Annotated in this window: 23 protein-coding genes and 1 pseudogene; 16 read left to right on the forward strand and 8 right to left on the reverse strand. The window is 64.4% G+C overall.

What is annotated here, in order from left to right; genetic code table 11:
• The first annotated feature begins 113 nt into the window (after positions 1-113).
• Positions 114-836, forward strand: coding sequence for an aspartate/glutamate racemase family protein (locus G570_RS08240; RefSeq protein WP_037501094.1), 723 nt, complete (start codon positions 114-116; stop codon positions 834-836).
• Positions 837-989: 153 nt separating this feature from the next.
• Here G570_RS08240 and G570_RS13730 read toward each other — a convergent pair whose 3' ends face one another.
• The gene (locus G570_RS13730; RefSeq protein WP_156930399.1) at positions 990-1,154 is read right to left on the reverse strand and encodes a hypothetical protein; all 165 of its coding nucleotides are present in this window, start codon (positions 1,152-1,154) and stop codon (positions 990-992) included.
• 144 nt (positions 1,155-1,298) lie between these two features.
• On the opposite strand from G570_RS13730, the gene G570_RS08245 reads away from it, so the two are divergent.
• From G570_RS08245 to apaG, 4 genes are all read left to right on the forward strand, one after another.
• On the forward strand, positions 1,299-2,783 hold the full coding sequence (locus G570_RS08245; protein ID WP_169731743.1) for an asparagine synthase-related protein: 1,485 nt from the start codon (positions 1,299-1,301) through the stop codon (positions 2,781-2,783).
• A 95-nt stretch (positions 2,784-2,878) separates the two neighbouring features.
• Positions 2,879-4,816: an excinuclease ABC subunit UvrC gene (uvrC, locus tag G570_RS08250; RefSeq protein ID WP_037501098.1), complete on the forward strand. Its 1,938-nt coding sequence runs from the start codon at positions 2,879-2,881 to the stop codon at positions 4,814-4,816.
• A gap of 3 nt (positions 4,817-4,819) precedes the next feature.
• Positions 4,820-5,557 carry a DNA repair protein RecO gene (gene recO, locus G570_RS08255; protein WP_037501100.1) on the forward strand — a complete coding sequence of 246 codons (738 nt, stop codon included), beginning with the start codon at positions 4,820-4,822 and terminating at the stop codon, positions 5,555-5,557.
• 20 nt (positions 5,558-5,577) lie between these two features.
• The gene (gene apaG / locus G570_RS08260) at positions 5,578-5,970 is read left to right on the forward strand and encodes a Co2+/Mg2+ efflux protein ApaG (RefSeq protein ID WP_037504006.1); all 393 of its coding nucleotides are present in this window, start codon (positions 5,578-5,580) and stop codon (positions 5,968-5,970) included.
• Positions 5,971-5,976: 6 nt separating this feature from the next.
• Here the strand turns inward: apaG and G570_RS08265 are convergent, their stop codons facing one another.
• Complete coding sequence (locus G570_RS08265; protein ID WP_156930401.1) at positions 5,977-6,315, reverse strand: hypothetical protein; 339 nt, start codon at positions 6,313-6,315, stop codon at positions 5,977-5,979.
• Between the two features lie 220 nt (positions 6,316-6,535).
• On the opposite strand from G570_RS08265, the gene G570_RS08270 reads away from it, so the two are divergent.
• From G570_RS08270 to G570_RS08295, 6 genes are all read left to right on the forward strand, one after another.
• Positions 6,536-7,651, forward strand: a complete 1,116-nt coding sequence (locus G570_RS08270) for a glycosyltransferase family 4 protein (protein ID WP_037504007.1) — start codon at positions 6,536-6,538, stop codon at positions 7,649-7,651.
• The gene (locus tag G570_RS08275; protein WP_051504198.1) at positions 7,641-8,396 is read left to right on the forward strand and encodes a metallophosphoesterase; all 756 of its coding nucleotides are present in this window, start codon (positions 7,641-7,643) and stop codon (positions 8,394-8,396) included. Before G570_RS08270 ends, G570_RS08275 begins: the two co-directional genes overlap by 11 nt.
• 106 nt (positions 8,397-8,502) lie before the next feature.
• Complete coding sequence (locus G570_RS08280) at positions 8,503-9,177, forward strand: polysaccharide biosynthesis/export family protein (RefSeq protein ID WP_037501105.1); 675 nt, start codon at positions 8,503-8,505, stop codon at positions 9,175-9,177.
• Positions 9,178-9,188: 11 nt separating this feature from the next.
• On the forward strand, positions 9,189-11,393 hold the full coding sequence (locus G570_RS08285) for a GumC family protein (protein ID WP_051504199.1): 2,205 nt from the start codon (positions 9,189-9,191) through the stop codon (positions 11,391-11,393).
• 16 nt (positions 11,394-11,409) lie between these two features.
• Entirely contained in the window at positions 11,410-12,549 is a 1,140-nt protein-coding gene (locus G570_RS13860) for a tetratricopeptide repeat protein (RefSeq protein WP_037501107.1), read from the forward strand.
• Positions 12,546-13,901: an O-antigen ligase family protein gene (locus G570_RS08295; protein WP_037501110.1), complete on the forward strand. Its 1,356-nt coding sequence runs from the start codon at positions 12,546-12,548 to the stop codon at positions 13,899-13,901. The genes G570_RS13860 and G570_RS08295 overlap by 4 nt, the downstream gene beginning before the upstream one ends.
• Here the strand turns inward: G570_RS08295 and G570_RS08300 are convergent.
• On the reverse strand, positions 13,898-14,947 hold the full coding sequence (locus G570_RS08300) for a nucleotidyltransferase domain-containing protein (protein WP_156930402.1): 1,050 nt from the start codon (positions 14,945-14,947) through the stop codon (positions 13,898-13,900). The genes G570_RS08295 and G570_RS08300 overlap by 4 nt on opposite strands.
• On the opposite strand from G570_RS08300, the gene G570_RS08305 reads away from it, so the two are divergent.
• Positions 14,933-15,907 carry a phosphoenolpyruvate carboxykinase (ATP) gene (locus G570_RS08305; RefSeq protein ID WP_156930403.1) on the forward strand — a complete coding sequence of 325 codons (975 nt, stop codon included), beginning with the start codon at positions 14,933-14,935 and terminating at the stop codon, positions 15,905-15,907. The genes G570_RS08300 and G570_RS08305 overlap by 15 nt on opposite strands.
• On the opposite strand, the gene G570_RS08310 is transcribed toward G570_RS08305, so the two are convergent.
• A complete protein-coding gene (locus G570_RS08310; RefSeq protein WP_037501116.1) occupies positions 15,894-16,172 on the reverse strand; it encodes a PqqD family protein in 279 nt (92 codons plus the stop codon). The two genes, G570_RS08305 and G570_RS08310, sit on opposite strands and share 14 nt — an antisense overlap.
• On the opposite strand from G570_RS08310, the gene G570_RS08315 reads away from it, so the two are divergent.
• Together G570_RS08315 and G570_RS08320 are read left to right on the forward strand one after the other, a co-directional pair.
• Entirely contained in the window at positions 16,171-16,713 is a 543-nt protein-coding gene (locus G570_RS08315) for a lasso peptide biosynthesis B2 protein (RefSeq protein WP_169731744.1), read from the forward strand. The genes G570_RS08310 and G570_RS08315 overlap by 2 nt on opposite strands.
• 28 nt (positions 16,714-16,741) lie before the next feature.
• A complete protein-coding gene (locus G570_RS08320; RefSeq protein ID WP_037501122.1) occupies positions 16,742-17,785 on the forward strand; it encodes an EpsG family protein in 1,044 nt (347 codons plus the stop codon).
• On the opposite strand, the gene G570_RS08325 is transcribed toward G570_RS08320, so the two are convergent.
• The 3 genes from G570_RS08325 to G570_RS08335 are packed head-to-tail and all read right to left on the reverse strand — an operon-like array spanning position 17,761 to position 20,427.
• A complete protein-coding gene (locus G570_RS08325; protein ID WP_037501124.1) occupies positions 17,761-18,522 on the reverse strand; it encodes a hypothetical protein in 762 nt (253 codons plus the stop codon). The genes G570_RS08320 and G570_RS08325 overlap by 25 nt on opposite strands.
• Positions 18,523-18,532: 10 nt before the next feature.
• Positions 18,533-19,180 carry an HAD family hydrolase gene (locus tag G570_RS08330; RefSeq protein WP_037501127.1) on the reverse strand — a complete coding sequence of 216 codons (648 nt, stop codon included), beginning with the start codon at positions 19,178-19,180 and terminating at the stop codon, positions 18,533-18,535.
• 2 nt (positions 19,181-19,182) lie between these two features.
• Entirely contained in the window at positions 19,183-20,427 is a 1,245-nt protein-coding gene (locus tag G570_RS08335; RefSeq protein ID WP_169731745.1) for a glycosyltransferase family 4 protein, read from the reverse strand.
• Positions 20,428-20,529: 102 nt separating this feature from the next.
• On the opposite strand from G570_RS08335, the gene G570_RS08340 reads away from it, so the two are divergent.
• A complete protein-coding gene (locus tag G570_RS08340; protein WP_037501132.1) occupies positions 20,530-21,561 on the forward strand; it encodes a glycosyltransferase in 1,032 nt (343 codons plus the stop codon).
• On the opposite strand, the gene G570_RS08345 is transcribed toward G570_RS08340, so the two are convergent.
• Positions 21,558-22,859 carry an oligosaccharide flippase family protein gene (locus tag G570_RS08345; protein WP_037501135.1) on the reverse strand — a complete coding sequence of 434 codons (1,302 nt, stop codon included), beginning with the start codon at positions 22,857-22,859 and terminating at the stop codon, positions 21,558-21,560. The genes G570_RS08340 and G570_RS08345 overlap by 4 nt on opposite strands.
• Before the next feature lie 310 nt (positions 22,860-23,169).
• On the opposite strand from G570_RS08345, the pseudogene G570_RS14115 reads away from it, so the two are divergent.
• A pseudogene (locus G570_RS14115) lies at positions 23,170-23,337 on the forward strand (DapH/DapD/GlmU-related protein); the annotation flags it as partial.
• Positions 23,338-23,341: the final 4 nt, after the last annotated feature.

Raw genomic sequence — 23,341 nt, forward strand, 5'->3', positions numbered from 1 at the left:
ATGGTTCGTTAAACCCTTCAGTTAATGCGCTTTTGCGCTTATCCCTTGGGGCAGGGGGTCATTCGATCCATGCGTAAAACCGGGCAGCCGGGCAGTCGTCCGGGGAGGGACAATTGAAGAAGTTGGGGATGTTGGGCGGCGCGACTTGGAGCAGCAGCGCCCTTTATTACGACCATATCAACCGTGCCGTCGCGCGCCGCCTGGGCGGGCTGCACAGCGCAAGGATGATCATCGAAAGCCTCGACTTCGCCGAATATGCCGCCTTCCATCAGGTCGAGGATCTTGCCGGCGGCAATGCCATGATCGTCGACGGCACCAGGCGGCTGGCCGCGGCGGGGGCCGAAGGCATCCTGCTGGCCAGCAACACCATGCACAAGGCCGCGCCCGATGTGATCGAAGCGACCGGCCTGCCGCTGCTCGACATTCGCGAAGCCACCGCCGCGCGATTGATCGCCGATCGCCGCACCCGCATCGCCCTGCTCGGCACGCGCTTCACCATGACCGAGCCGTTCGCGCGCGAGCCATACGAGCGCAATGGCATCGCCATCCAGGAACTGCAGCCGGTGTGGCGCGACGAGGTCGACCGCATCATCTACGAGGAACTGGCCGCCGGCCGCGTGGTCCGCGACAGCCAGCGTAAGCTGAAGACGCTGATCACCGAATTGGCCAAGCAGAAGGTGCAGGCGATCGTCCTTGGCTGCACCGAGTTGGTGCTGGCGGTCGACGTCAGGGCCAATGTCCTGCCGGTCTACGATACGACCGCCATCCATGCGGCGGCTGCCGTAGAATGGATGCTTGGCGATGCCGAAGAAACGCAGGTTTTGGCTGCGGCCTGACCCGGCTCAACTCGTCCTTGGCGTGGCGCATAAAGACGCTATGCTGTGGCCAAGATTGAAAAAGGGGTAGGGCAGTCGATGGCGACGCGTAAGCAGTGGAAGAAGCCTGAGGTTCGCAAAATCGTGGCTGGCTCGGCGGAAGCGCAACGGAGCTCAGGAAATCCTGACGCCAAATTCGGCAAACCCGGCGCAGGCGGCCAATTCAGCTAACCGCTTGCGGGCATAACCTTGAGTTTCAGCGGCCTTTTCGCGGCTGAGCCGCGCGATGCCGGCGCCGCAGGAAAAGCCTTTCGCCACAAAGTTATCGGGCGGGAACATAGACCGCTTTTCCGCACGGCCTGTCGCTCCGATGGCGCGGTCGCCTATGCAATCGACTGGCGGGCCGATCAGCCCATGCCCGATGTCGGCGGGTTACTGAAGGGTTGGGCGTTAGGCGCGTGGGACGGGCCGGGGGACTTTGCCTTGGCCGTCGTCGATGGCGAGGCTGACACGCTGACGCTCGGTTTGGCGCCGCTTTCCGAGCTGGAATTGCACGTTCGGGTTGATGCCGACGGTACCGTTCGCTTCGCGACGGATCTCAAGGACTTGATCGATCCGGACGAAAAGCCGGATGTCGCGATGCTGGGCAAGGCGCTCGGCATGGCTGCGTTTTTCGACGAGCAGCGCGGTTTCTACCCCGGTGTTTTTCCGATTCATCCGGGCACGCTGGTTCGCTTTTCGGCCAATGGGCAGGAGGTTCATCGTTTCTGGGACCCTGCCCGCTCCGACTGCATGCGCACCGATGTGCGGACGGCGGGCAACCATTTGCGCGACCTGCTCGAAGCCGTCGTCACCGAACGGCTAAACGTGGCGACGGAGCGACCCGCCAGCCTGCTGAGCGGTGGACGCGATAGCGGTGCTGTGACCGCCATTGCGTCCCATATACTGGAACGGCGCGGCGAGCGCCTGGATGCATGGACGGCCGCGGCGTTTCCAGGCGCGGAAAGCGCCCGCGGCCATGTGCTCGACGAAGCGCCGATCGCGGCGGAAACCGCGCGGCGCTGGACCAACATCGATCACCATGTCGTTCGCCCCCGCCAGATCGACCTTTGCGGGCGGCTCGACGATATACACCGTGCCGTAGCGGTCCCGATCGTCCAGCCGCTGGCGGTCGGCTGGTGCGAAGCGCTGTGGGACGATTGCGTCGCGAACGGCAACCGACTGCTGCTCAGCGGCGATTTCGGCAATTACGCCCTAAGCGCGGGTGGGCCGGTCTATCTCGACGATGTCCGGCGCGAAGAGGGGGCTTGGCCGTGGGTGAAGAATGCTTTCAACAGTTTGGCTGCGGCACCAAAGGGCGCTCGTGGCTTGGTCAGCGGTCTGCTTCGGCGGCACCTGAGGGAGGGCAAGAGCGGCGCGAGCCCGATCGACCCGTTTCTGCGAGGCGACCTGTTCGAGGCAAGGCGAGCCGCGTTCGAACGGAGGCCGGACCGTCCTGCCAGCTATCGGCAATGGCTTCGGTCGGGCTTGCGAGTTTCGATCGGTTCTAATGACGTCGTCTCCATTGACCGCCCATTGGTCATGACGGATCCCACCCGTGATCGCCGGATCGTAGACTTCGTTAACGCGCTGCCGGCCAGCGCGCTTGCCGGGCCGTCGGACCGGCGTCGCCTGTTCGACGCAGCGTTCGGCGACTTGCTACCACCGTCCGTCCTGCGCCCGCCCGCGCGCGGCCGTCAGAACGTCGACTGGCATTACAGCTTTGTGCCTTCGCAACTGTGCAAGGGCATCCGCCGTTACTCGGCATCGCCGCTGGTCCGTTCGCTCGTCGACTGCGATGCACTGCTCGGCGCGCTCGACCATTGGCCGAGCCGTCGGACGTTAGGCGGGCCGATCTACGAAAAGATGGTCTGGGGTGTGTTGCCGGCGGTGTCGATGGCCAGCTTCCTGTACACTCGGACCGACTGACGCCGCGCCACAGAGTTTCGATAGGCTGTTCCTTCAGCTATTTCAGGCAGTGTCGACACTGGCGCGCGGGCGCCACTGTCCCTATCTCCAGCACGGTGAGCAAGGCAGACCGCCCAGACCTTCCCGGATCGACCGACCGCTTTCTCGAAGAGAAGGCGACCTATGCCGTGCGCGGGTCGGAAGCGCCCGATCTGGAAGCCGGGGTCAAGGCGATCCGCAACGTGGTCAAGACGTTGCCGTCGCGGCCGGGCGTCTATCGGATGCAGGATGCCAAGGGCGACGTGCTCTACGTCGGCAAGGCGCGGGTGCTGAAAAACCGGGTCACCAATTATACGCAGGTGGCGAAGCTGCCCAAACGGCTGCAGCGGATGGTTTCGCAGACCCGCGGCATGACCATCGTCACGACGCGGACCGAGGCCGAGGCGCTGCTGCTCGAAGCGCAGCTGATCAAGCGCTTCCGGCCTCCGTACAACGTCCTTCTGCGCGACGACAAAAGCTTTCCATTCATCCTGCTGCGCGAAGACCATCCCTTCCCGCAGGTGCGCAAGCACCGCGGCGCGCGGCGGACCAAGGGGCAATATTTCGGCCCCTTTGCCAGCGCCGGAAGTGTCACCTCGACACTTAATGCCCTGCAGAAGCTATTCCTGCTTCGCAGTTGTTCGGACAGCTTTTTCGCCAACCGCAAGCGGCCGTGCCTGTTGTACCAGATCCGCCGCTGCTCGGCGCCATGCGTGGGGCGCATCGACCGCCAGGACTATGACGAGCTGGTTGAGGACGCGAAGCTGTTCCTGGCGGGCAAGTCGACGGGTGTGCAGGCAAGGCTCGGCAAGCAGATGGCCGAAGCCGCCGAGAAGCAGGATTTCGAGCTGGCCGCCGTCTACCGCGACCGTCTGCGGGCACTGACCTATGTGCAGGGATCGCAGACCGTCCACGCCGAAGGGCTTGGCGACGGCGACATCTTCGCGCTGGCCAGCAAGGCCGGGCAAATGTGCATCCAGGCCTTCTTCATTCGCGGCGGGCAGAATTGGGGTCATCGCAGCTTCTTTCCTGCGCACACCGCCGACGTGCCGGAAGATGAGGTGCTGACCGACTTCCTGATGCAATTCTATGAGGAGGTGCCGCCGCCGAAACGCATCCTGCTCGACCGCGACCTCGCCGAGGCGGAACTGGTCGCCGAAGCGCTGTCGGAACGGGCCGAGCGCAAGGTCGAGATCAGCCGTCCGCAACGCGGCGACCGGCGAAAGCTGATCGAGCAGGCAAGGCGAAACGCCGAGGAGGCGCTGGACCGACGGATGGCGGAGTCGACGACGCAGGTTAAGCTGCTGCGCGAACTGGCCGACACGTTCGAACTGCCCGAGCCGCCGAGCCGTATCGAGATTTACGACAACAGCCACATCATGGGCACCAATGCGACCGGGGCGATGGTGGTCGCGGGCCCGGAAGGCTTTCGCAAGAACAGCTATCGCAAATTCAACATCAAGAAGGCGCGGACCGACGACGATTTCGGGATGATGCGCGAGGTGTTGGAGCGCCGCTTCGCTCGGCTCGAAAAGGAAGACCCTGACCGCAACCAGGGCGAATGGCCCGACCTCATCCTGATCGACGGTGGCAAGGGCCAGCTCAATGCCGTGCTGGAGATCATGGAAGAGCAGGGGGTCAGCGACGTCCCGGTAATCGGCGTTGCCAAGGGGCCGCATCATGGGCGCGAGGGCAGGGAGGTGTTTCACCTTCCAGGCGGTCGCGAGGTTACGCTGCCTGTCAATTCTCCCCTGCTGTTCTACGTCCAACGCCTGCGCGACGAGGCGCATCGCTTCGCCATCGGCACCCATAGGCAGAAGCGTGCGAAGAGCCTCACCACGTCGAGCCTCGACGAGGTGCCGGGGATCGGTCCCAACCGCAAACGCGCATTGCTGATGCATTTCGGAACCGCGCGCGCGGTCAAGGGTGCGGCGCTCGAGGACCTGGAACGGGCGCCGGGCATCAGCAAGTCGATGGCCCGGCAAATCTACGATTATTTCCATCCGCGCGGTTAGGCGATGCGGATCGACACGCCCGCCATCGTCCTCGCCAATCGCCCGCACGGCGAACATGGCGCGGTCGTGCGGTTCCTGACTCCGGATCACGGTTTGCAGCCTGGCTATGTGAGGGGAGCGAGGGGACGGACGCTGCGTCCTGTCTTGGTGCCCGGCAACAGCGTCCAACTCGGCCTTTCCGCGCGGACCGAAGGGCAATTGCCCCAAGCGACGGTCGAGCTGGCGCATAGCCGGGCTGCCATGCTTGGCGAGGCATTGCCGGCAGCGGCGATCGACTGGGCCACCGCGCTCTCGGCGGCAGTGCTACCGGAAGGGCAACCCTATCCGCGACTATATCTTGCCCTCGACGGCCTGCTGACAGCCATCGAATCGGCGCCGGCGGCCAGCGGATGGGGCGCCGCGTTGGTGCGGTTCGAACTGCTGCTGCTGGCGGAACTGGGGTTCGGGCTGGATCTGTCGCAATGCGCGGTGAGTGGTTCGGACGACGATCTTGTCGCGGTCAGTCCGCGCTCCGGTCGCGCCATCTCCCGCGCGCAAGCCGCGCCATATGCCGGCAAGTTGTTGCCGTTGCCCGAGTTTTTGGCCTCTGGGGGAAACGCGTCGTGGCGCGACATTGCGGACGGCTTGGCCCTTACTGGTCATTTCCTGGCGCGGGACGTGCTTCACGATCGCCTGTCCTTGGTCGCCGACAGCCGCGCGCGATTGGTCAGCCGCTTGCATAAGGCAGCCGGCCTCGCCTAGCCTTAACCATGGTCGACACAATGTCCCTGCTGTTCCCGCACGAAGCGCGCACGGATGATGTCGTGGTTCGGGTCGCGGTCAGCTACCTCGCCGACCAGTCCGCGCCATCGCAGAACAGGTGGTTCTGGTCCTACCATATCCGCATCGAGAATGAGCGTAGCGAGGCGGTGCAGCTGCTGGCGCGGTACTGGCGCATCGTCGATGGTCACGGAAATGTGCATGAGGTGCGCGGGCAGGGCGTCGTCGGCGAAATGCCGGTCGTTGGCCCGGGCGACAGCTACGACTATGTGTCGGGCTGCCCGCTCGACACCGATCGCGGGGAAATGAGCGGCAGCTACATGATGGTCGATCCATCCGGGCGTTCGATCGAGGTCGCAATCCCGCGGTTCGACCTCATCGGTCCTCGAATTTAGCGACGATCAACTCGGGCTGGCAGGCTCGAACTTGCCCCGTTCGTCCTTGGTCGCAATGTAGACGAAGGCGCCAAAGACCGCCCCAAGCCCTGCCAATGCGGCCGCCGGAGGTTCGCCGCCGCAGCGGCCGAGCCGCAGGTTAGGTTCACGGAAGACCGGACGCGGGTCCGTCTTGCGCAGTTCGATGCTCTGCTGGCTGTCGGCCGGAATCCAGTCCTTGTCCTGGTAATCCCAATAGCAAAGCCGATCGGGGTCGACGACGTCGGTCGAGTAGGCCGCGAGCGCCGTCCAGGACGAAATCGCCGCGTCGCCCGCAGCGACTGCCGGTGCCGGAGCGATAGTCATGGCATGCGCCATTGCACTGCAAAGCAGGCCGGCTGTTACCACTGCCGAAGCGATCAACCCACGCTTACGCACGCAAACTCCCGTTTCGTTTCGCCGACAGTGATCGAAATACACTGTTCGCGCAACCTTAGGCGCAAGGTTTTGCGATAAATTGAACCGCCGTGGTTAATGCCGTGGGTTTTGAGTTGAATTGGCGGTCGTTGACCCGCATTCACAAAGCGTGTCCGCGCGTCCCCCTTCTGCCATCGCCCTTACCGCCAATTCGATGCGGAATTTGGCGCATTTCCGCGCCCTGCTGATCCGCGCGTTACAGTCTGCCGGTTACCGCGTCGTGCTGATCGCGCCGGAAGATGAATCTCGCATCGACGGGCAGGTCGAGCGGATCGACATTCGCATGGACCGCGCAGGCACCAACGTCCTGAAAGACTGGTCGACCGTCAGGGCTTATCGATCGCTCCTTGCTTCCGTTCGACCTCAACTGGTGCTGGGGTTCACGCCGAAAGCGAACATTTATGGCGCAATGGCCGCACGATCGACCGGGATTCCATTCGTTCCAACGATCAGCGGGTTGGGGACTGCCTTCCTGAAGGGTGGCGCGCTGCAACAGGTCCAGCTCGGCCTCTACCGTCACGCCTTTCGGCACTGCCCTGCCGTCGTGTTCCAGAACGCGGACGATCGCGACCTGTTCAGGGCGAGGCGGATCGTCCGCGACGGGCAGGAGCATGTTGTCCCCGGCTCGGGCATCGACCTTGTCCATTTCGACGTTCGACCGCAGCCGGGGAAAAGCCAGGTCCGCTTCCTGTTCATCGGCCGCATGCTGGCGGACAAGGGAATCTTCGAGCTTGCCGAGGCGGCGAAGATCCTCCGGGCGCAAGGGGTCGACTTCCATCTCACGCTGGTCGGAGAGGTCGACGAGGGCAATCCGTCGTCGGCCGATCGCGGGCTGATACAGCGCTGGCAGGCGGAAGGGCTGCTGGGATGGGTCGGAAGCCAGTCCGACGTGCGCCCCTTCATTGCCGACGCGGACGTGGTCGTCCTGCCGTCCTACCGCGAAGGAATGCCGCGCGCCCTGCTGGAGGCGGCAGCGATGGGGCGCGCGATGGTTGCAACCGATGTGCCGGGATGCCGCGATCTGGTGGTGGCGGGCCGAACCGGGCTCCTCTGCAGTGCCCGCGACGCGACGTCATTGGCCAGCGCGATGGCGTCGATGGCCAGCCTTTCCGTGGACCAGCGCGTGCAGATGGGCCGCGAGGCCAGGGCGCTGGTCGAGCGGGACTTCGATGCGGCCATCGTGGCCGGTCGCTACCTCGACCTGTTGCACGAGCATGGGCTATGACCGGCGCGACCCGATGACGCTCTTGCTTCCTCGTGCCCCCAGCGGCTGGCGCGCCTATGCGGTTGGCGATGTGCACGGACGTCTGGACCTTCTCGACCGGTTGCTCGGCAAGATCGACGCCGACCTGGCCGAGCGTCCGGCGGACCGGGTCGCGCTGGTGATGCTGGGCGACCTGATCGATCGCGGACCCGACAGCCGCGGCGTGGTGGAGCGGCTTCGCACAATGGACGAAAGCCGCTACCGGCGCATCTGCCTGATGGGCAACCATGAAGAGGTGTTGCTGCGTATCCTGGCGGGTGAGCGGGGGCTGGTGCAGGACTGGCTGCTATTCGGTGGCGCCGAATGCCTGGGCAGCTACGGCGTCGATGCTTCTCTCGTGGGACGCTTGCCTGAACGTCAGGCGCTTGAAATTATCCGCCGCGCGATTCCGGACGCGCATTCCGCATTCATCGAGAGTTTCGCCGACACGTTGCGCTTCGGCGATTACCTGTTCGTCCATGCCGGGATCCGTCCCGGGGTCGCGATTGAAGAGCAAAAGCAAATCGATCTCAGGTGGATACGCCGCGAATTTCTCGACCATGATGAGAATCTTGAAGCCATGGTAGTCCACGGTCACACGATTTCAGCGTCGGTCGAACAGCTATCGCACCGGATCGGAATCGATACCGGGGCTTACCGGTCCGGCGTTCTCACCGCCTTGGCGGTCGAGGACGATCGCCGGTGGTTTTTGTCTACCGGTCAATGACAAAGCGGTAGCGCGGATTTAACGCATCGTGCATCATCGCGTTCGCGCGTTGTGCGGAGAGACCGAATCTATGACGGCTTGTGGGTTGAATGGGCGAGCTGCAGCCATGCTGTCGCTCGCCATTGGGGCATCTTTGCTGTCGTCATGCGCCGACCATCGTGGCGGCCCCATTCCCTATGACGTGCAGAATTTCGGCGTGCCGGACGCGCCGTCGGCGACGGCGCTCGGTGCTGGATACCGCATTGCGCCGATGGACACCGTCAGCGTCAAGGTTTTCAAGATGCCGGACCTGTCGGGTGACTACGAAGTCGACCTGACCGGCCAGCTGTCGATGCCGCTGATCGGCAATGTCGACGCGTCCAACCTGACGATGGCGGAACTCGATCAGCGACTGACGCAGCGATTGGGCGAAAAATATCTCGAAAATCCCGACGTGACGGTCAGCCTCAAATCGTCGACGCTGCGGTCGGTCACGATCGACGGGGCAGTGAACAAGTCGGGCTCCTTCCCGGTAATGGGACCGACCAGCCTGATGCAAGCCGTCGCCTTGGCTGGCGGCACCACGCAGGATGCCAACAACCGGCGGGTTGCGATTTTCCGCACGATCTCCGGCAAGCGGCAGGCGGCAGCCTTTGACCTGACCAGCATTCGGCGTGGCGAAACGCCCGATCCGCAGGTCTATCCGGGCGACATCGTCATCGTCGACGGCTCGTCGATCAAGTCGATCCAGAAACAGATTCTCAACAGCTTGCCCGTAATTTCGATCTTCAAGCCCTTCTAGACGCAGCGCTAGTGAACAAGAACATCATCCTGACCGACGACCAGCCGTGGGCGCTGGGCAATGTCGTTTCGCGGCCGGCGTCGTCGCCGCGTGCCGATGCGCCGGACGGTCTGGACCTCGCAGCGTTGCTCCGGATTTTGGTGACGTGGCGCTGGCTGATCGCCGGTGCGATTGCGCTCGGCATATTGCTCGGCATCATTGCGACACTGGTGACGAAGCCGGTTTATCGGGCATCGGTGACGCTCGAGGTGAATTCTCCGACGGTGGAGATCATGGATGAGCAGCGCCGCGCCCAATCGTCCGCGACCGCCGCACCGTGGGATTATGTCGCCACGCAGGTCGGCCTTCTCTCGAGCCGGAGCATCGCCGAGCGCGCAGCCGAGGACCTCAAGCTGGCCAGCAATCCCGATTTCGTCGGGGAAGGTGGCACGCCAGAACAACGGCTGCAGATCGCGGCAGGTCGCATTTCCGGCGGGCTGAAGGTGCAGATGCCCGAGGAGGGGCAACTCGTCAGCTACACGATGGACGCCGACACCCCCCAGATGGCCGCTGCCATCGCCAACCAGGTGGCGGACAGCTTTATCAACGTCACCCTGCAGCGTCGGTATGAAGCGAGTTCCTACGCGCGCAACTTCCTTGAAAAGCAGATCAACAAGGCGCGCGCCGACCTTGAGCAGTCTGAGAAACTCCTCGTCGCCTACGCGCAAGCGCAGGGCATCATCACTACCTCGACCTCGCAGGGCGTGCCCAACGGTGACACCAACTCGCTGCAGGGTGAATCGCTCGTCGCGCTGAACAAGGCGCTCGCCGATGCGACGGCCCGACGGGTCGCGGCCGAAGGCGCCTACCGGCAGGGCTCGGCGGTCGGCGCGACAGCCGACGTCAATGCCGCGACGCAGGCCATGCGCCAGCAAAAGGCTGCGCTGGAAGCGGAATATCAGGACAAGCGGACGCTGCTGAAGCCCGATCACCCGGACATGATCAGCCTGCGTTCGCGCATCGACGAGTTGAGCCGCCAGATCAGCCGCGAGGCGTCGCAGGTGTCGTCGGGACGCAACAACAGCCTGCTCGGGGAATTTCGCGCTGCACAGGCGGCCGAAAGTGCGCTGCAGGCGCGGGTGAATGCGCTCAAGGGCTCGGTGCTCGACCTGCGCGGTCGCAGCATCCGCTACACCATCCTGCAGCGCGACGTGGACACCAACCGCGCGCTGTATGAGGCGCTGCTCCAGCGATTCAAGGAAGTCGGCGTTGCCGGGGGCATCGGCGCGTCGCCGGTGTCGATCGTCGATCGTGCCGATCCGCCCGGCGGCCCGTACAAGCCCAACCTGATGATCAACCTTGCCGTTGGCCTGCTGGCGGGCCTGATCGGCGGGATCGGGTTGGCGATGGTGCTCGAATTCCTCAACGACACGATCAAGACGCGCGAGGACGTGCGCAACAAGCTTGGTCTCGCCTGTCTTGGCGCCGTGCCGAAGAGCCCGGGCAAGGACAGTTTCGCCGAGGAGCTCAAGAACCCCAAGTCGAGCGTCTCCGAGGCCTATTCGTCGGTGGCAGCATCGCTGCGCTTCAGCACCGAAGACGGCCTGCCGCGCCGCCTGCTCGTCACCAGTACGCGGTCGGGTGAAGGCAAATCATCCTCGTCGCTTGCCCTGGCCCAGAATTTCGCAAGGCGCGGCGCAAAGGTCCTGCTGGTCGACTGCGACCTGCGCAAGCCGTCGTTCCGCGCGGCTTCGGAAAAGATCGGACTGACCAGATTGCTGACTGGGGATGACGACGATATCTCGGCGCACGTCACCAAGACGCAGTTCGACAATCTGCTGTTGCTGCCGGCCGGGCCAATTCCGCCCAATCCGGCCGACCTGCTGTCGACCGGCCGCTTCGCATCGATCCTGCAGGAATTGCAGGAACAGTTCGACGTCATCGTGTGCGACGCGCCGCCGGTGATGGGGCTTGCCGACGCGATATTGATGGCACCAGCCGTCGGGCAAGTGATGTTCGTGGTCGAAAGCGGGAAGACGCGCGCGCGCTCGGCGCTCGAATCGCTGCGGCAGATCGGCGCCACCGGTGCGCATATCGTCGGCGCCACGCTCAACAAGTCGTCGGAAGATGCCGGGGGTTACGGGTATAAGGGCTACGGCTATGGCTATGGCAATCGCTATGGCGCCGTCGACAAGCGCCGGACGGAGATCGAGCTGATCCCTCACGATGGCGACTGAAACGGATCGCCCATCCATGCTGAAGCGCTGGCTCGCCGGCCTGTGCTTTACGCTCATGGCCTTGTTGGTCCTTCATAACGGTCCGACCCGCTGGGCGGTTGAGCGGGGCGTCGACCTTAAATTGTCCAGCGATCCACGGCTGGCGATCCGCGGGGCGCTCAGCGATATTGCCGCCGCGAGCCGTACTGGTCGCCCGCCGGCGGAACTGGTCGAACGCGCCGTCGGCATATCCCGAGCTGCACCGTTGCTGGCTGAACCCTTCGTCGTTGCGGCCATCGCAGCCGACGATCGCGGCGATCGCCGCAGCGCCGAACAACTCTTCCTCGCGGCACGGCAACGCGATCCCCGATTGCCGGTGACCCGCTATCTTCTAGGCGATTTTTACCGCAGGTCCGGCGCAGATGCTGCCGCCCTGGCCGAGCTGATCGTGTTGATGAGGGTCCAGCCGCAACAGCAGATCGGCATGCTTCCCTATTTCGCTCAATTGGCGACCATCGCGCGACATCGGCCGGCCATCCGGCGTCTCGTCCTGTCCGATCCGGGCTATGGCCGGGCGATCCTCAGTGCTGCAGCGGCCGAGGGTGCGCCGGCGTCCTACATCCTGTCGGTGGGGCGCCAACTCCCGCCCGATCCCGAAAACCGTGGGTGGCAGGAGCGGCTGATCGCCAAGGCGATCGAACGCGGCGATTTCGGTGCCGCCCGGGCGATTTGGAGCGCGGTCACTGGCAACTCGACTGCCGATGCGATCGTCCCCACGTTCGACGATCGGCTGTCGCCTGCGCCGTTCAATTGGACATTGGCCAACAGCGCCGACGGCGTCGCCGAACCCCAAGGTGCGCGGCAATTATCCGTGCTTTTTTACGGCCGCACGCCGGTCGGATTGGCCGCGCAGTTGATGACCCTGCCAAGCGGACGATATCGATTTGCCTGGCAAATGTCGGAGACGGCAGGCGATGCATCGGCGCTGTCGTGGCGCGTGACATGTGTGCCGTCGGCAACGCCGGTCTCGAGTGCCGGTATTGGCGCAACCGAACTGATCATGGCGATTTCGGGCGATTGCCCGGCACAGCGGCTGGAATTGGTCGGGACGCCGACCGTCGACCAGCAGCGGGTGTCGTCGACGGTTGGCGACCTGTCGCTGACGAGGTTGCCATGACGTTGAAGATGCGACCATGGCTGGCGCCGTCCTACCTCCTGCTCTGCCTGCTGCTGGGTGGCAGTTCGCAGGCCATACTCGGCAATGTCGTCATCCAGCTGGCGGGACTTGCCATTATCGCCGTCGCCACGTTCACGAAGACAGCGCGACCCGATCCGGCTTGGCGCGGCTTTCGCTGGCTCCTGATATCCCTGGGGCTGGTGGTGCTATTACAGCTGGTGCCGCTTCCCGCGGCGCTTTGGCAGGCATTGCCGGGCAGGTCGCTGGTCCGCTCTGGCGACTTGTTGCTGGGGATCGGCAATGTGTGGCGCCCGCTCAGTCTGTCGCCGTTCGATACGCTTTCGACCTTGCCCGCATTCATTCCCCCCGTCGCCATGCTGACTGCTATCCTGGTCCTTCACAGCCGATCGGGCGAGCGCATGGCGACCGTGCTGGCCGTCGCGGCGATGACGGCAATGGTGCTCGGCGCGCTGCAGTTGGGGTCGCATGACGGACGATTCTATCTCTACGCCATCACCAATGTCGGCGTCCTCACCGGCTTTTTCGCCAACGGCAACCACATGGCGGCATTGCTGCTGTGTGTAATCCCGTTCGCGGCCGCGCTGGTAGAGCGGGGAGGGACCGACGAAAGCGCCCGGCAGCGCAAGATCACGATAATTGTCGTCGCGGTCGGTCTTTGCGCGGTTGCCGTGGCCGGGCTGGCGCTCAACCATTCGCTGTTCGGTTATGCGATGGTCCTGCCGGTTTGCGTGGCCTCGCTGCTGATCGCATGGCGTCACCGGATCGGAAGGCCCGGACGTCTGGCTATTGCCGGGTCATGCATTGTAGCGGCCATCCTTTTGGTCTCGGTCCTGGGCCTCCGCGCCAGCCCGGAACCGACGGGAGGGCTGGAGGCGTCGGTGACCACGCGGGCCGAGATGGCGGCCAAGAGCTCGCGATTGCTCGTCGACCATTTTCCCGCTGGTACGGGGATCGGGACGTTCCAACGCGTCTACCCGACCGTCGAAGATCCAGCCGAGGTGAACCAGGTCTACGTCAACCACGCCCATGACGATTTCCTCGAATGGGTCGTGGAGGGCGGCCTGCCCGGATTGGCGCTGCTTGCCGCTGCGTTGCTTTGGTGGGGTCAAAAGGCATTGACGATGCTCCGCGATCGTCGGGCCGACGGCTTTGCCCAGGCTGGCCTGATCGCTGCCGTGGTCCTGATGATCCACAGCGTCATCGACTTTCCGCTCAGGACCGCGGCGCTTGCGTGCCTGTTTGCCGCGTCGACGGGCTTGATGATCACGTCCCGTCGCCTGCCCAAGCAACGACCCGAATTGAGGCCGTCGCGGCACTTGCGCATCGACTAGCGGCGAAGGATCTCCCCGATTTGGCGCACGGCCTCGCCAAAGGCGAATGCCGCGCCCGGGCGTTGGAGCATTTGCAGCAGATGGATCGTGACCGTGCCGAGGTGCCGCATGGTGGGCTCTTGCGTCGCGGCGAGCTGGCGGTTGCATATCATCGATGCCGCCCGCAATCCGGCTCCGCCGCTGATCAGCGCCCGTGGCAGGGGGAAATCGAACCACTTTTCGAGCAAGCGCAGGGCAAGAAACGAGGGGCGGCCGACCCCGCTCTCCACGGCCTGTTCGTGCCACGTCATTAGCTTTCCAGTCCCATTCGCGAGGACAAAAGCATGAAGGTCGGCCAGCCACTTTAGCCGGAACCAGGCGCTGGAGGCGCCATGCACGCAGAGATAGGCGTAAAGCGGGGCGTCGGCGAGGGTGGCAAAGGTGCGATTCCCAAGCTCGACCTGTTGTCGCGCCGCGGAAAGGTCGATGTGTTGGATGAGCGCCGGATTGTCTGCCAACCGCGAATGAAGGTCGACCTGTTGCCCAGACCCGGGGTGAACCCAAACGGACTCCTTCCGCGACTGGTGCCAGTCGGTCGCCGAACGGGCCGGGCCAGGCACAGTATTTTCAAACCCGACGGTGCGCAGTGCGCCAGCGGCCTTGGCGATATCCGATCGGGACACCAGCACGTCGATGTCGCAGCTGTCCTTGGCTTGCGGGTGCGGGTAGGTCAGCGCGGCCAGCGTGAATCCTTTCAGGAACAGCAGGTCGATTTGCTGCGCATCGAAGGATTGCTGGATCGTCGCGGCGGCGGTGAGCGCCTGCAATTGCCCGGCAGCGATCGCCGTTGCGCGTTTACGCAAGATCGCCGCAAGTTCGGCCGGGACGTCGGCGTTTGCAGCGACCAGTCCGTCCCATGCCAAGCCTTCAACCCGGTGTCGCGCCGCCAAGGTGGTGAACGAAGTCCAGGCGACGCCTTTCGCCATCGCCAGTTTCGCGCGGGCTGACGGTTCATAGGCGGATCGCACCGCCAGGATCAGGAAAGACAGTTCGTGATCGCCGGGCATGACCGCGGTAGAGCAGGCAATCGTGCCTACGCCAAGCAGGACCTTGGCAAGCTGCGCCAAATCGGCTCCACCACGGCAATGCCGCCGTTCCGTTACCGCCTGTTCGGTCTCAACATCGCCAGCGATATCGAGTTGCCCGACCTTCTACCCGCGACCGGTGAGGCGGTCGATGTGGCCGTGCGGTCCGTTTCGCCCCAGCCGAAACGGTCGGCGGATATCGCGATCGACGGGGTTGCGACCTATTGCGTGCCCGACGGTCGAACGATCGAAATATCCAAGGCGTCTGACGCGGACTGGGCCGACGTCCGCCTGTTCCTTCTAGGCAGCGCGATGGGGATGCTCCTGTATCGACGGGGCGACCTGCCGCTCCATGCCAATGCCGTCGACATGGGCGGGGAGTCATGGGCTTTCTTGGGTGCAAGCGGAGCAGGCAAATCGACGCTAGCCGAATGGTTGCAGCGCCAGGGGCACCGGCTGCTGGCCGATGACATTTGCGTAACGCGTCAAACGCTCGCCGGTGAAGTAATGGTCTACGCGGGCATCCCCAGGATGCGCCTGTGGGAGGACGCGGCGATACGCGCCGGCCTCGACCCTGCCAGCTTGCCCCGATCGGTTCCCGGAGCCCCGGAGTACCGCAAATATGACGTCGCGGTGGCCCCGTCGTCGGGTCTCGACGCCGTCCGGCTCGCCGCGCTCTGCGTTTTGGACAGCGGAGGCGAATGGGCCGTCGAACCGCTGCAAGGGCTTGAGGCGGTCGAAAGCCTTTACGCCCACAGTTATCGCGGCGCTCATGTCGGGCCGGTAGGGAATGCGGAACGACATTGGCGAAGCTGCCTCGCGCTTGCTGCCGACGTGCCGATGTTCTGCTACCGCCGGACCATGGATCCCGACCGAATGGATGATGAAAATCGGCGCGCCGTGGCGGCCATTTCCGCATTTATCGCAGCTAGGCAGCCGTGACGACCAGGCCTTCGGCGCGCAGCCGTTCGATCAGCTCCGCCACGTCGCGCCGGCAGATGTCCGGATCGACATCATAGGCGGCCATCAACTCCTCGCACAGCGAATCCAGGGAGGTCGGGACGGCCAGCAACCGCCAGACCGTGGCGCTGACGTCCTCCATGCCGAAACACTGGCCTCGGCCAACATCGAGCGCGACGATGTCGTCGCCGATTTCACTAAACAGCACACGGTCGTCGCGGACCAGCAAAGTGGCATCTTCCGGCATGTCCAATTCCTTGCACGCACTTTGGCGGTCGGCAAGTACGGTCGACCTGGCAGGCAGGCTGGTCTACACCAGTGTTATGGGAAAAGGGGCGCAAGGCGGGAGGAGTATCGGCGACGTCTTGCTGGCGGCCGAAGCGCTGATGTTTGTGGCGCTCGCGCGGATCGTGGTCGCCGCGCTGCCATTCCGGCTGCTGGCGGCCTGGATGTCGCGGCCTTCCGGGCGACGCGCCGCCGCTGCATCGCCCGATCGCCTGCGGCTCGCGGTAGAGCGGGCGAGGCGATATTCGCCCTGGCGCTGCGTGTGCATCCATCATGGCGTTGCCCTGCACCGAATGCTGCGCCGCCGAGGCTACCCCTCGCATTTCGTTTACGGCCTGTCGTCGGCAGAAGGCGCACTTGAGGCCCACGTCTGGGTCGAGCTTGACGGTGCGGTGGTGGCAGGCGGGGACGAGGCCGCGACGTTCCAGCCGGTTGCGACATTTCCCGATGACCTGTCCGGTCGGCCACGGCCCAAAGTATCGGTGGATTGCGTGACGCGCTGAGGCTAGGCCCGGTCGGGGGAGGCTGCGCGTGATAGCCTATTGGTTTCTGTTCCTGTGTATCGCCGCCGGCGTCTTGTTTCATCGCGAATCACCGGACGGTGACCGGCCCGGCGTGATGTTCGCGGCTGCAATCGCGCTCATCACCATCATGACCGGCCTGCGTTACGAGGTCGGCGGCGATTGGCAGACTTATGAGCGGTTGTTCCACTACACCGTGCTGGTCGGCATCGAGCGAACGATCGACACGACCGATCCCGGATATCAGCTCGTCAATTGGCTGGTCGCGCAGGCGGGAGGCACGATCGTTGCCGTCAATCTGGTCTGTGCGATCATTTTCAGCTGGGGCCTGCAGCGGTTCGCAAGGTCGCAGCCACGGCCGTGGGTCAGCCTGCTGGTTGCCGTCCCTTACCTCGTCGTGGTCGTCGCCATGGGATATACGCGTCAGGCGACCGCCATCGGCATCCTAATGGCTGGCCTCGCCGCATTGATCGGCGGCGCCGGAATCTGGCGCTTCACCGCCTATGTGGCCGCCGCGGCGATGTTCCATAAAACGGCGGTCGTGATGCTTCCGTTCGCGATCTTCGCGCTGCAGCGGAACCGTATCATCAATTTGGTCGTCGGCGTCGCGGCGTCGCTGCTGTTGTACCGATATTTCCTGGCTGACGCGCTCGAACGGTTCGTCGAAAATTATCTCGAGTCCGAATATACCTCGCAGGGCGCCTTCATCCGCCTGATGATGAGTTTCGTGCCGGCCCTTCTGTTTTTTGCGCTTGGGCGGCGGATGGACTTCGATCAGCGCCAATATCGGCTGTGGTGGATTTTTTCGGCAACGTCGGTGGCGATGCTGGCGCTGCTGTACGTCCTGCCGTCATCGACAGCGGTCGATCGCCTGGCGCTCTATCTCATTCCGCTGCAACTGGTGGTGGTGCCGCGGACGATCGACCTGTTCAAAGACCAACGCATCGGTCGTTTGCTGGTGCTGGCCTATGCGGCGGCGGTGCTGTTCATCTGGTTGAATTTTGCAACCTACTCGAACGCCTGGATCCCTTACGGATTTGCGCCGCTCGGCTGAGGCGACAGCAGGGCCCACGCGCCGTGTGCAGCCAACAGCCATAGCCATAGCTCGATCAGCACGTCAGACCCGATTGCGACGGCGACGAGCGCGATAAGCGGGACGCTCAGCGCCATAGAGGCTGCGGGGAACCAGCGCGCGCGGCGTTCCGGCATCGCGAGCAGCCCCTTGCTGTCGGCATAGGCAAGGTAACGTAGCGGAACGTAGAGAAGGGCTGCTGCGAGCGCCGTCACAAGCCACCCCGCGAGGCTCAACAATGCCGATATTGGAAGGATGAAACGTAGCATCGCCAGTTGCATGAAGCTGGACAGTCGCAGCGACGGCGAGCGGACCAGATTGTGCAGCGCCAGCGCCGCCAGCAGCGCGCATTGGCCGACCAGCCATGGCGTGTTTTGCCACCATCCAGCCCATGCCGCGATCGCCGCCCACCCCGCGAGCCGGACCGCGACGAAGGGCAGAATGAATTGCGGAGAGGCCGGGAAGGGTGTGCGCTCTCGTCCGTCGCGGTGTCGCGCAGCGTCCCACGCGTCGTTGATCAGATAGCCAATTTCGTAAAGGCAGATGAATGCCAGATAACCTAGGGCAAAGGCTTGCGCGGCGCCTGCCAAGGTCAGCCCTTCCTGCCGCACCAGGATCCACCACGCGGGCAGCCAGCTGCTCACGACCAGATAGCCGAGATCGCGAACCGAATTGAGCCGGGTGGTGGCAAAGTAGCCGAACGGCACGAAGGCCAGCATGCTGTTCGCCCTAGAGCGCGATATAGTCATGATCGTCCCCCGCCCACCGCGCTTCGCTGCCCTTCGGAAGCACGATGGTGGCACGGTCGGCCAGCGCAATCAAAGCCCGGTCGGTCAGGTTGTCGGTATAGACGGAAAGGGGGCGTTCGATCGGCGCACCGCTTTGCGCCAGATATTCCGATTTGCGACCGGTAAGGTCGGTGGCGATACGACCGGTACAGCGGCCACCGTCGAAGCCGAGCAGGCTTCCCTGCGCTTCTACCCGCAATGCCCGACCGATCGCCTCGGCGACCGGCGAAATGCTGCTCGACAGCAGCAGGATATCGTCCCCGTTCGCGCGATGGCGCTCAAGGCGCTGCATCACCTCGGCGTTGCTCAATGCGGGCAGTCGCTGGCTCGCATAGGCGTCTGCTTCAGCGTCGATGAGCGCGCGATCGTGGCCTGCCAAGGCGGCGATCATCCGGGCCTTGGCAATATCCTTACCCAGAAGCCGGTGCGACAGCGCACCCAACCAGAAGGCCGGGTGCCCGCGGCCAGTCCAACGCGCGACGCGGGCAGCGACCGCGGGATCGTTCCGCGCGCCGAAAAAGCGCAGGAAGTCGACCGTCGTGTTGACCGAGTAGAGCGTGTCGCAAATGTCGAAGACGGCCAGACTCATGCTCAAGCCTCGGCCGGCAGGCTAAGCGGGGTCAGCGCGTCGTAGATCAGCGAATAGCCTTTGACCGCCAGCGGGAGGTCGAACATCGTTCGGGCGCGTTCGCGCAGGGTCTGCCGATCAGTCTGCTGCAGATCGGAAAAACGGGCGGCGGCGTGCGCCAGCGAAGAGTCGCTGAGGTCGGGCAGCGAAAGGCCGGCACCGAGTTCGTGCAGGATTGCCGCCGTGTCGCCGACCGTGTCATTGCCGATCATCGGTACGCCGCAGGCAAGATATTCTCCGAGCTTGGTCAAGGATACGCCCTTGCTCGACATGCCCTCGGTACAGAAACCGGTGGCGACGTCCACTGCCGCGAGCAAGTCGGGGACTTGCGACCTGGCAGCATGCCGAACGATCAGGCGTTCGGGCTTGATCGCGATGCCAAGCTCGGCCGCTTGCGCGATCAAGGCGGCATGATCGACGTTTCCGATGACCAGCATCGCCGCGTCGGGATGGTCGCGGGCGATCATGCCGAACAGCCGCAGATGGGCGTCGAACCGATAAACGGTGCCGGTCGAACCCAAGTAGCCAAGGACGGGCGCTTCGGGCGCGATGCCCAAGTCGCGCTTAGCTGCGGCGCGTTCGTCCCTCGACGCCGCGTGGAACAGGTCAAAATCGGTACAGCAGGGAATGACGGATATCGGCCCTGGACCAGGATCCGGCCACGACATGATCTCGTCGCGAGCGGCGCCGGTCAGGGTGACGATATGATCCGCCTCGCGAAGCATTTCGGCCTCCCGTACCTTCCACTGACGGTAAAGCGTTCGCCCGATAAAGTTATCGTCGCGCCAGCGCCCGCCCTCGCGCCGCTGGTCCGCCCAGAAACCGCGCATGTCGAACAGTATCGGGATGCCGAAACGGCGCTTCAATTCCAGCGCGACGTAACTGCCCTGATAGCTGCGCCCGTGAACAAGGTCGTAGGTGCCTTGTTCCATCGCCTGCCGGGCCGCCGCCCGCATGCGGATTAGGTCCCAGGCCTTGGCGAGCAAGGGCGGCCTGTCGTGGAAACGCTGCGGTCGCCAGTCGATCCCGACGTCCGTGCAACTTGCCCGTACCGCATTGCCCAGCCGTGAGTAGGCCGCGGGCTTTTCGAAGGTGATGGCGGTGATCCGATGTCCGCGCCCGGCGCAACCGGAAAGGTAGGGCAGGACTTGCGATTGGCCGATCTGGTCGCAAAGGCCGTCGTAGCAAAGGTAGATTATTCGACTCAATCTGGCGGCCATTTCGTGCGGATGCTGCCGCTTGCTAGGGGTTGGCGCCACGACTTGGCAACCGCTGTTGGTCACGGCGGCCAGCTGTGCCAAGGAACCTGCATGCCCAGCGTCCTGACATGGCCGGCCGTCAGCGTGGTCGTCACCTGCTACAACCTCGAACGCTATCTAAGGGATGCACTGCTGTCCGTCCGGGCGCAGGATTATCCGGGACCGGTCGAAATCATCCTGGTCGACGACGCGTCGAGCGATGACAGTCTGGCTTCGGTGGCCGATGTGCCCGGCGTGACGCTCGTCACGAAGGCGACGAACGGCGGCGTCCTGCTGGCGACGATCGACGGCGTCGAACGAGCAAGCCATGACCTCATCTTCCTGCTCGACGGCGACGATATGTGGGAGGCCAGCAAGCTGCGCCTGTCCGTCGCCGCGCTCAACGAGCCGGGCGTCGCGTTCGTGACTCACAGCCTCAGCCACATCGACAGTTGTGGGCAGTCGATCGTTCGGTCCAATCGGGTCGAGGCCGGGCTCGGCAAGGTGCCAGCCGACGGGATGTCGGGCCACTTGCGCGAGTCGATCCTGACCATGCGGGACGACGTCTGGCTCGGCAGCGCGTTCGGATTTCGACGGTCGCTGGTCGACTGGAATGGTTTTTCGGCCTTTGTCGCCGGACTGCCGGATCCGGCCAATTGCTATCAGGACTGGCCGCTCGCCTACTGGATCGCGGCCCATAAGAACGTCCGGCTGTCATATGTCGCCGAACGTCTGTTTGGTTACCGCCTGCACGGCGCCAACCATAGCGGCGATGCCGGGTCAGCATCGCGTGCCGCGCGCAATTTTCGTCGCGCGGCCAATACGCTCGATGCGATGATCGAAATCGCCGGGCGTTTCGGGGTCGAGACAGGCGTGGCCTCGCTACGCCAGCGCGCGACGAGTTATCGATACTTGTCCGGCCTTTACGGAGGCGGGCGGCTCAGCTCGCTCCCGAATTTTGCCCGTTCAGCGCCGAGCTTTGCGGCACGGGGACTGCTGGCGAAGGAGACCATCAGGTTGTTCGCGATCATGCTGCTCGGTCCCGACCGGTTTGCACAACTGGCGGCGAGGCGGGCGGGCGCCCTCGACCTCAAGACCAGCTAGTGACGCAGTGCGCCGAGTACGCTGGAATCCACGCCGAGACGACGGCGTCCGTCGAGCCAGCTGAGCCCGCCGATCAGGGCCAGTGACACCAGCTGGCCGACGGCTGCGCCGATTGCGCCGAAGCGGGCGACCATTATCGAACTCGCGACCACGGCAATCGCAATCGCGAAAAGGTAGATCCGCGTCAGCTGACGTTCGCGACGACCCATCGCCAGCAATATCGGGCCCATGCCGAACCATGCGAAGGCAAGCTGCGCGATGCACAGGATCGTCAGCGGCGCCCAGCTGCCGTCATAGGCCGGACCGAATACCAGGTTGATCAGCGGCCGGCCGAGCAGCAGGCAGCCCAGCGTCACCGCCGATACGAGGGCCGTCGCAATGGCCGCGATCCGGGCAAGCAGCTTCTGCAACGCCACCTGCTTGCCGTCGTGGACCAATTTCGAGACCTGGGGCGCGTAGATGATGTGCAGAATGGTGACGGGCATCGACGCAACGACCGAACAGGACACGGCTGCGCGATATAGGCCCAGTTCCACGTCGCTAGATGCCCAGCCGAGCAGCATCGACCCATAGGTCCCGTCAAACTGACGCAGCAGGTCGACCATGCACAGCGGCAAGGCAATGCGCAGCCACGGGCTGACCGCCTGCTTACCCGTTACTGGCGGCAGCCGCTGCGTCAGCCAGCGCACGCTCACCAGTGCCGTAATCGCTGCCACGGCGGCCTGAACCCACAGGGCCGTCCTGGCGTCGAGCGCCCAGCCGGCGATCGCGATGATCCCGATAACGCCAAGCGCCATGACCGGCCTGACCACGATATCCATGACCTGGCCGCGGCCCATCGCGCCCAGCCCGCGAAGCTGCGCGGCGATCAGGGCCGTCACGGCCAGGAACGGGATGGCGACGGCACCGGGCAGCACGATACCAAGCGCAGTCGGATCGATGAAAAATGCAGCCGTGACGGCCAATATTGCGATACCGACCGACGACAACAGCGTCGCCGAGAGATAGGATTTCGCAAGTCCCGGAATGTCCGCTTGCCGCTCGCTGCCTAGCCGGGCGCCGAACTCGCGCACCGCGAGTTGCGGCGTGCCCAAGGTTGCAATGGTCATGCCCAGCGCGCCGATGGCCACGACCAGTCCGTAAATCCCGAATTCGGCCGGTCCCAGCGTCCTTGCCAGGACCACCCCGAGCGCGAATGCTGCACCGAGCCCCGCGACCCTGAGGCCAAGGCTGGTCAGTCCGGTCGCAACGCCGGAATTGCGAAACAGTCGATTGCGCAGCCGGTCGGTCACGGCCATGGTCGGCTGGGAAGGGTGACGGGCAGGGAAGTCGGCATCGGTGTTGGATCGGGTTAAGCGCTTCTGGTGGCGGGTCAAGGCACGGCGCATGTTCGGCCAGGACATATCCGTGTTCGGGGACTTCACGGTCGACAACCCGATGAAGGTTCGTTTCGGCACGGGTTGCGCCATCAATGCGGGCGTCCACCTCGTCGGGCGGAACGGCATCGAAATCGGCAACAACGTCATCTTGTCCGCCCGTTGCATGTTGGTCGATGCCGGACTGGAGCCGGGCCCGCCGCCACCCGGCGGGATCCGTACCTATCGCGACGGACCCATCGTCATCGGCAACGACGCCTGGATCGGGGCAGGGGCCATCATTCTTGCCGGGGTGACGGTGGGCGACGGCGCGGTCGTCGGGGCGGGGAGTGTGGTGACCCGCGACGTCGCACCGGGCCAGACCGTGGCCGGCAATCCGGCGCGACCGATCGGAGCCTGACGGA

Source organism: Sphingomonas jaspsi DSM 18422, assembly GCF_000585415.1.
Classification (GTDB): domain Bacteria; phylum Pseudomonadota; class Alphaproteobacteria; order Sphingomonadales; family Sphingomonadaceae; genus Sphingomicrobium; species Sphingomicrobium jaspsi.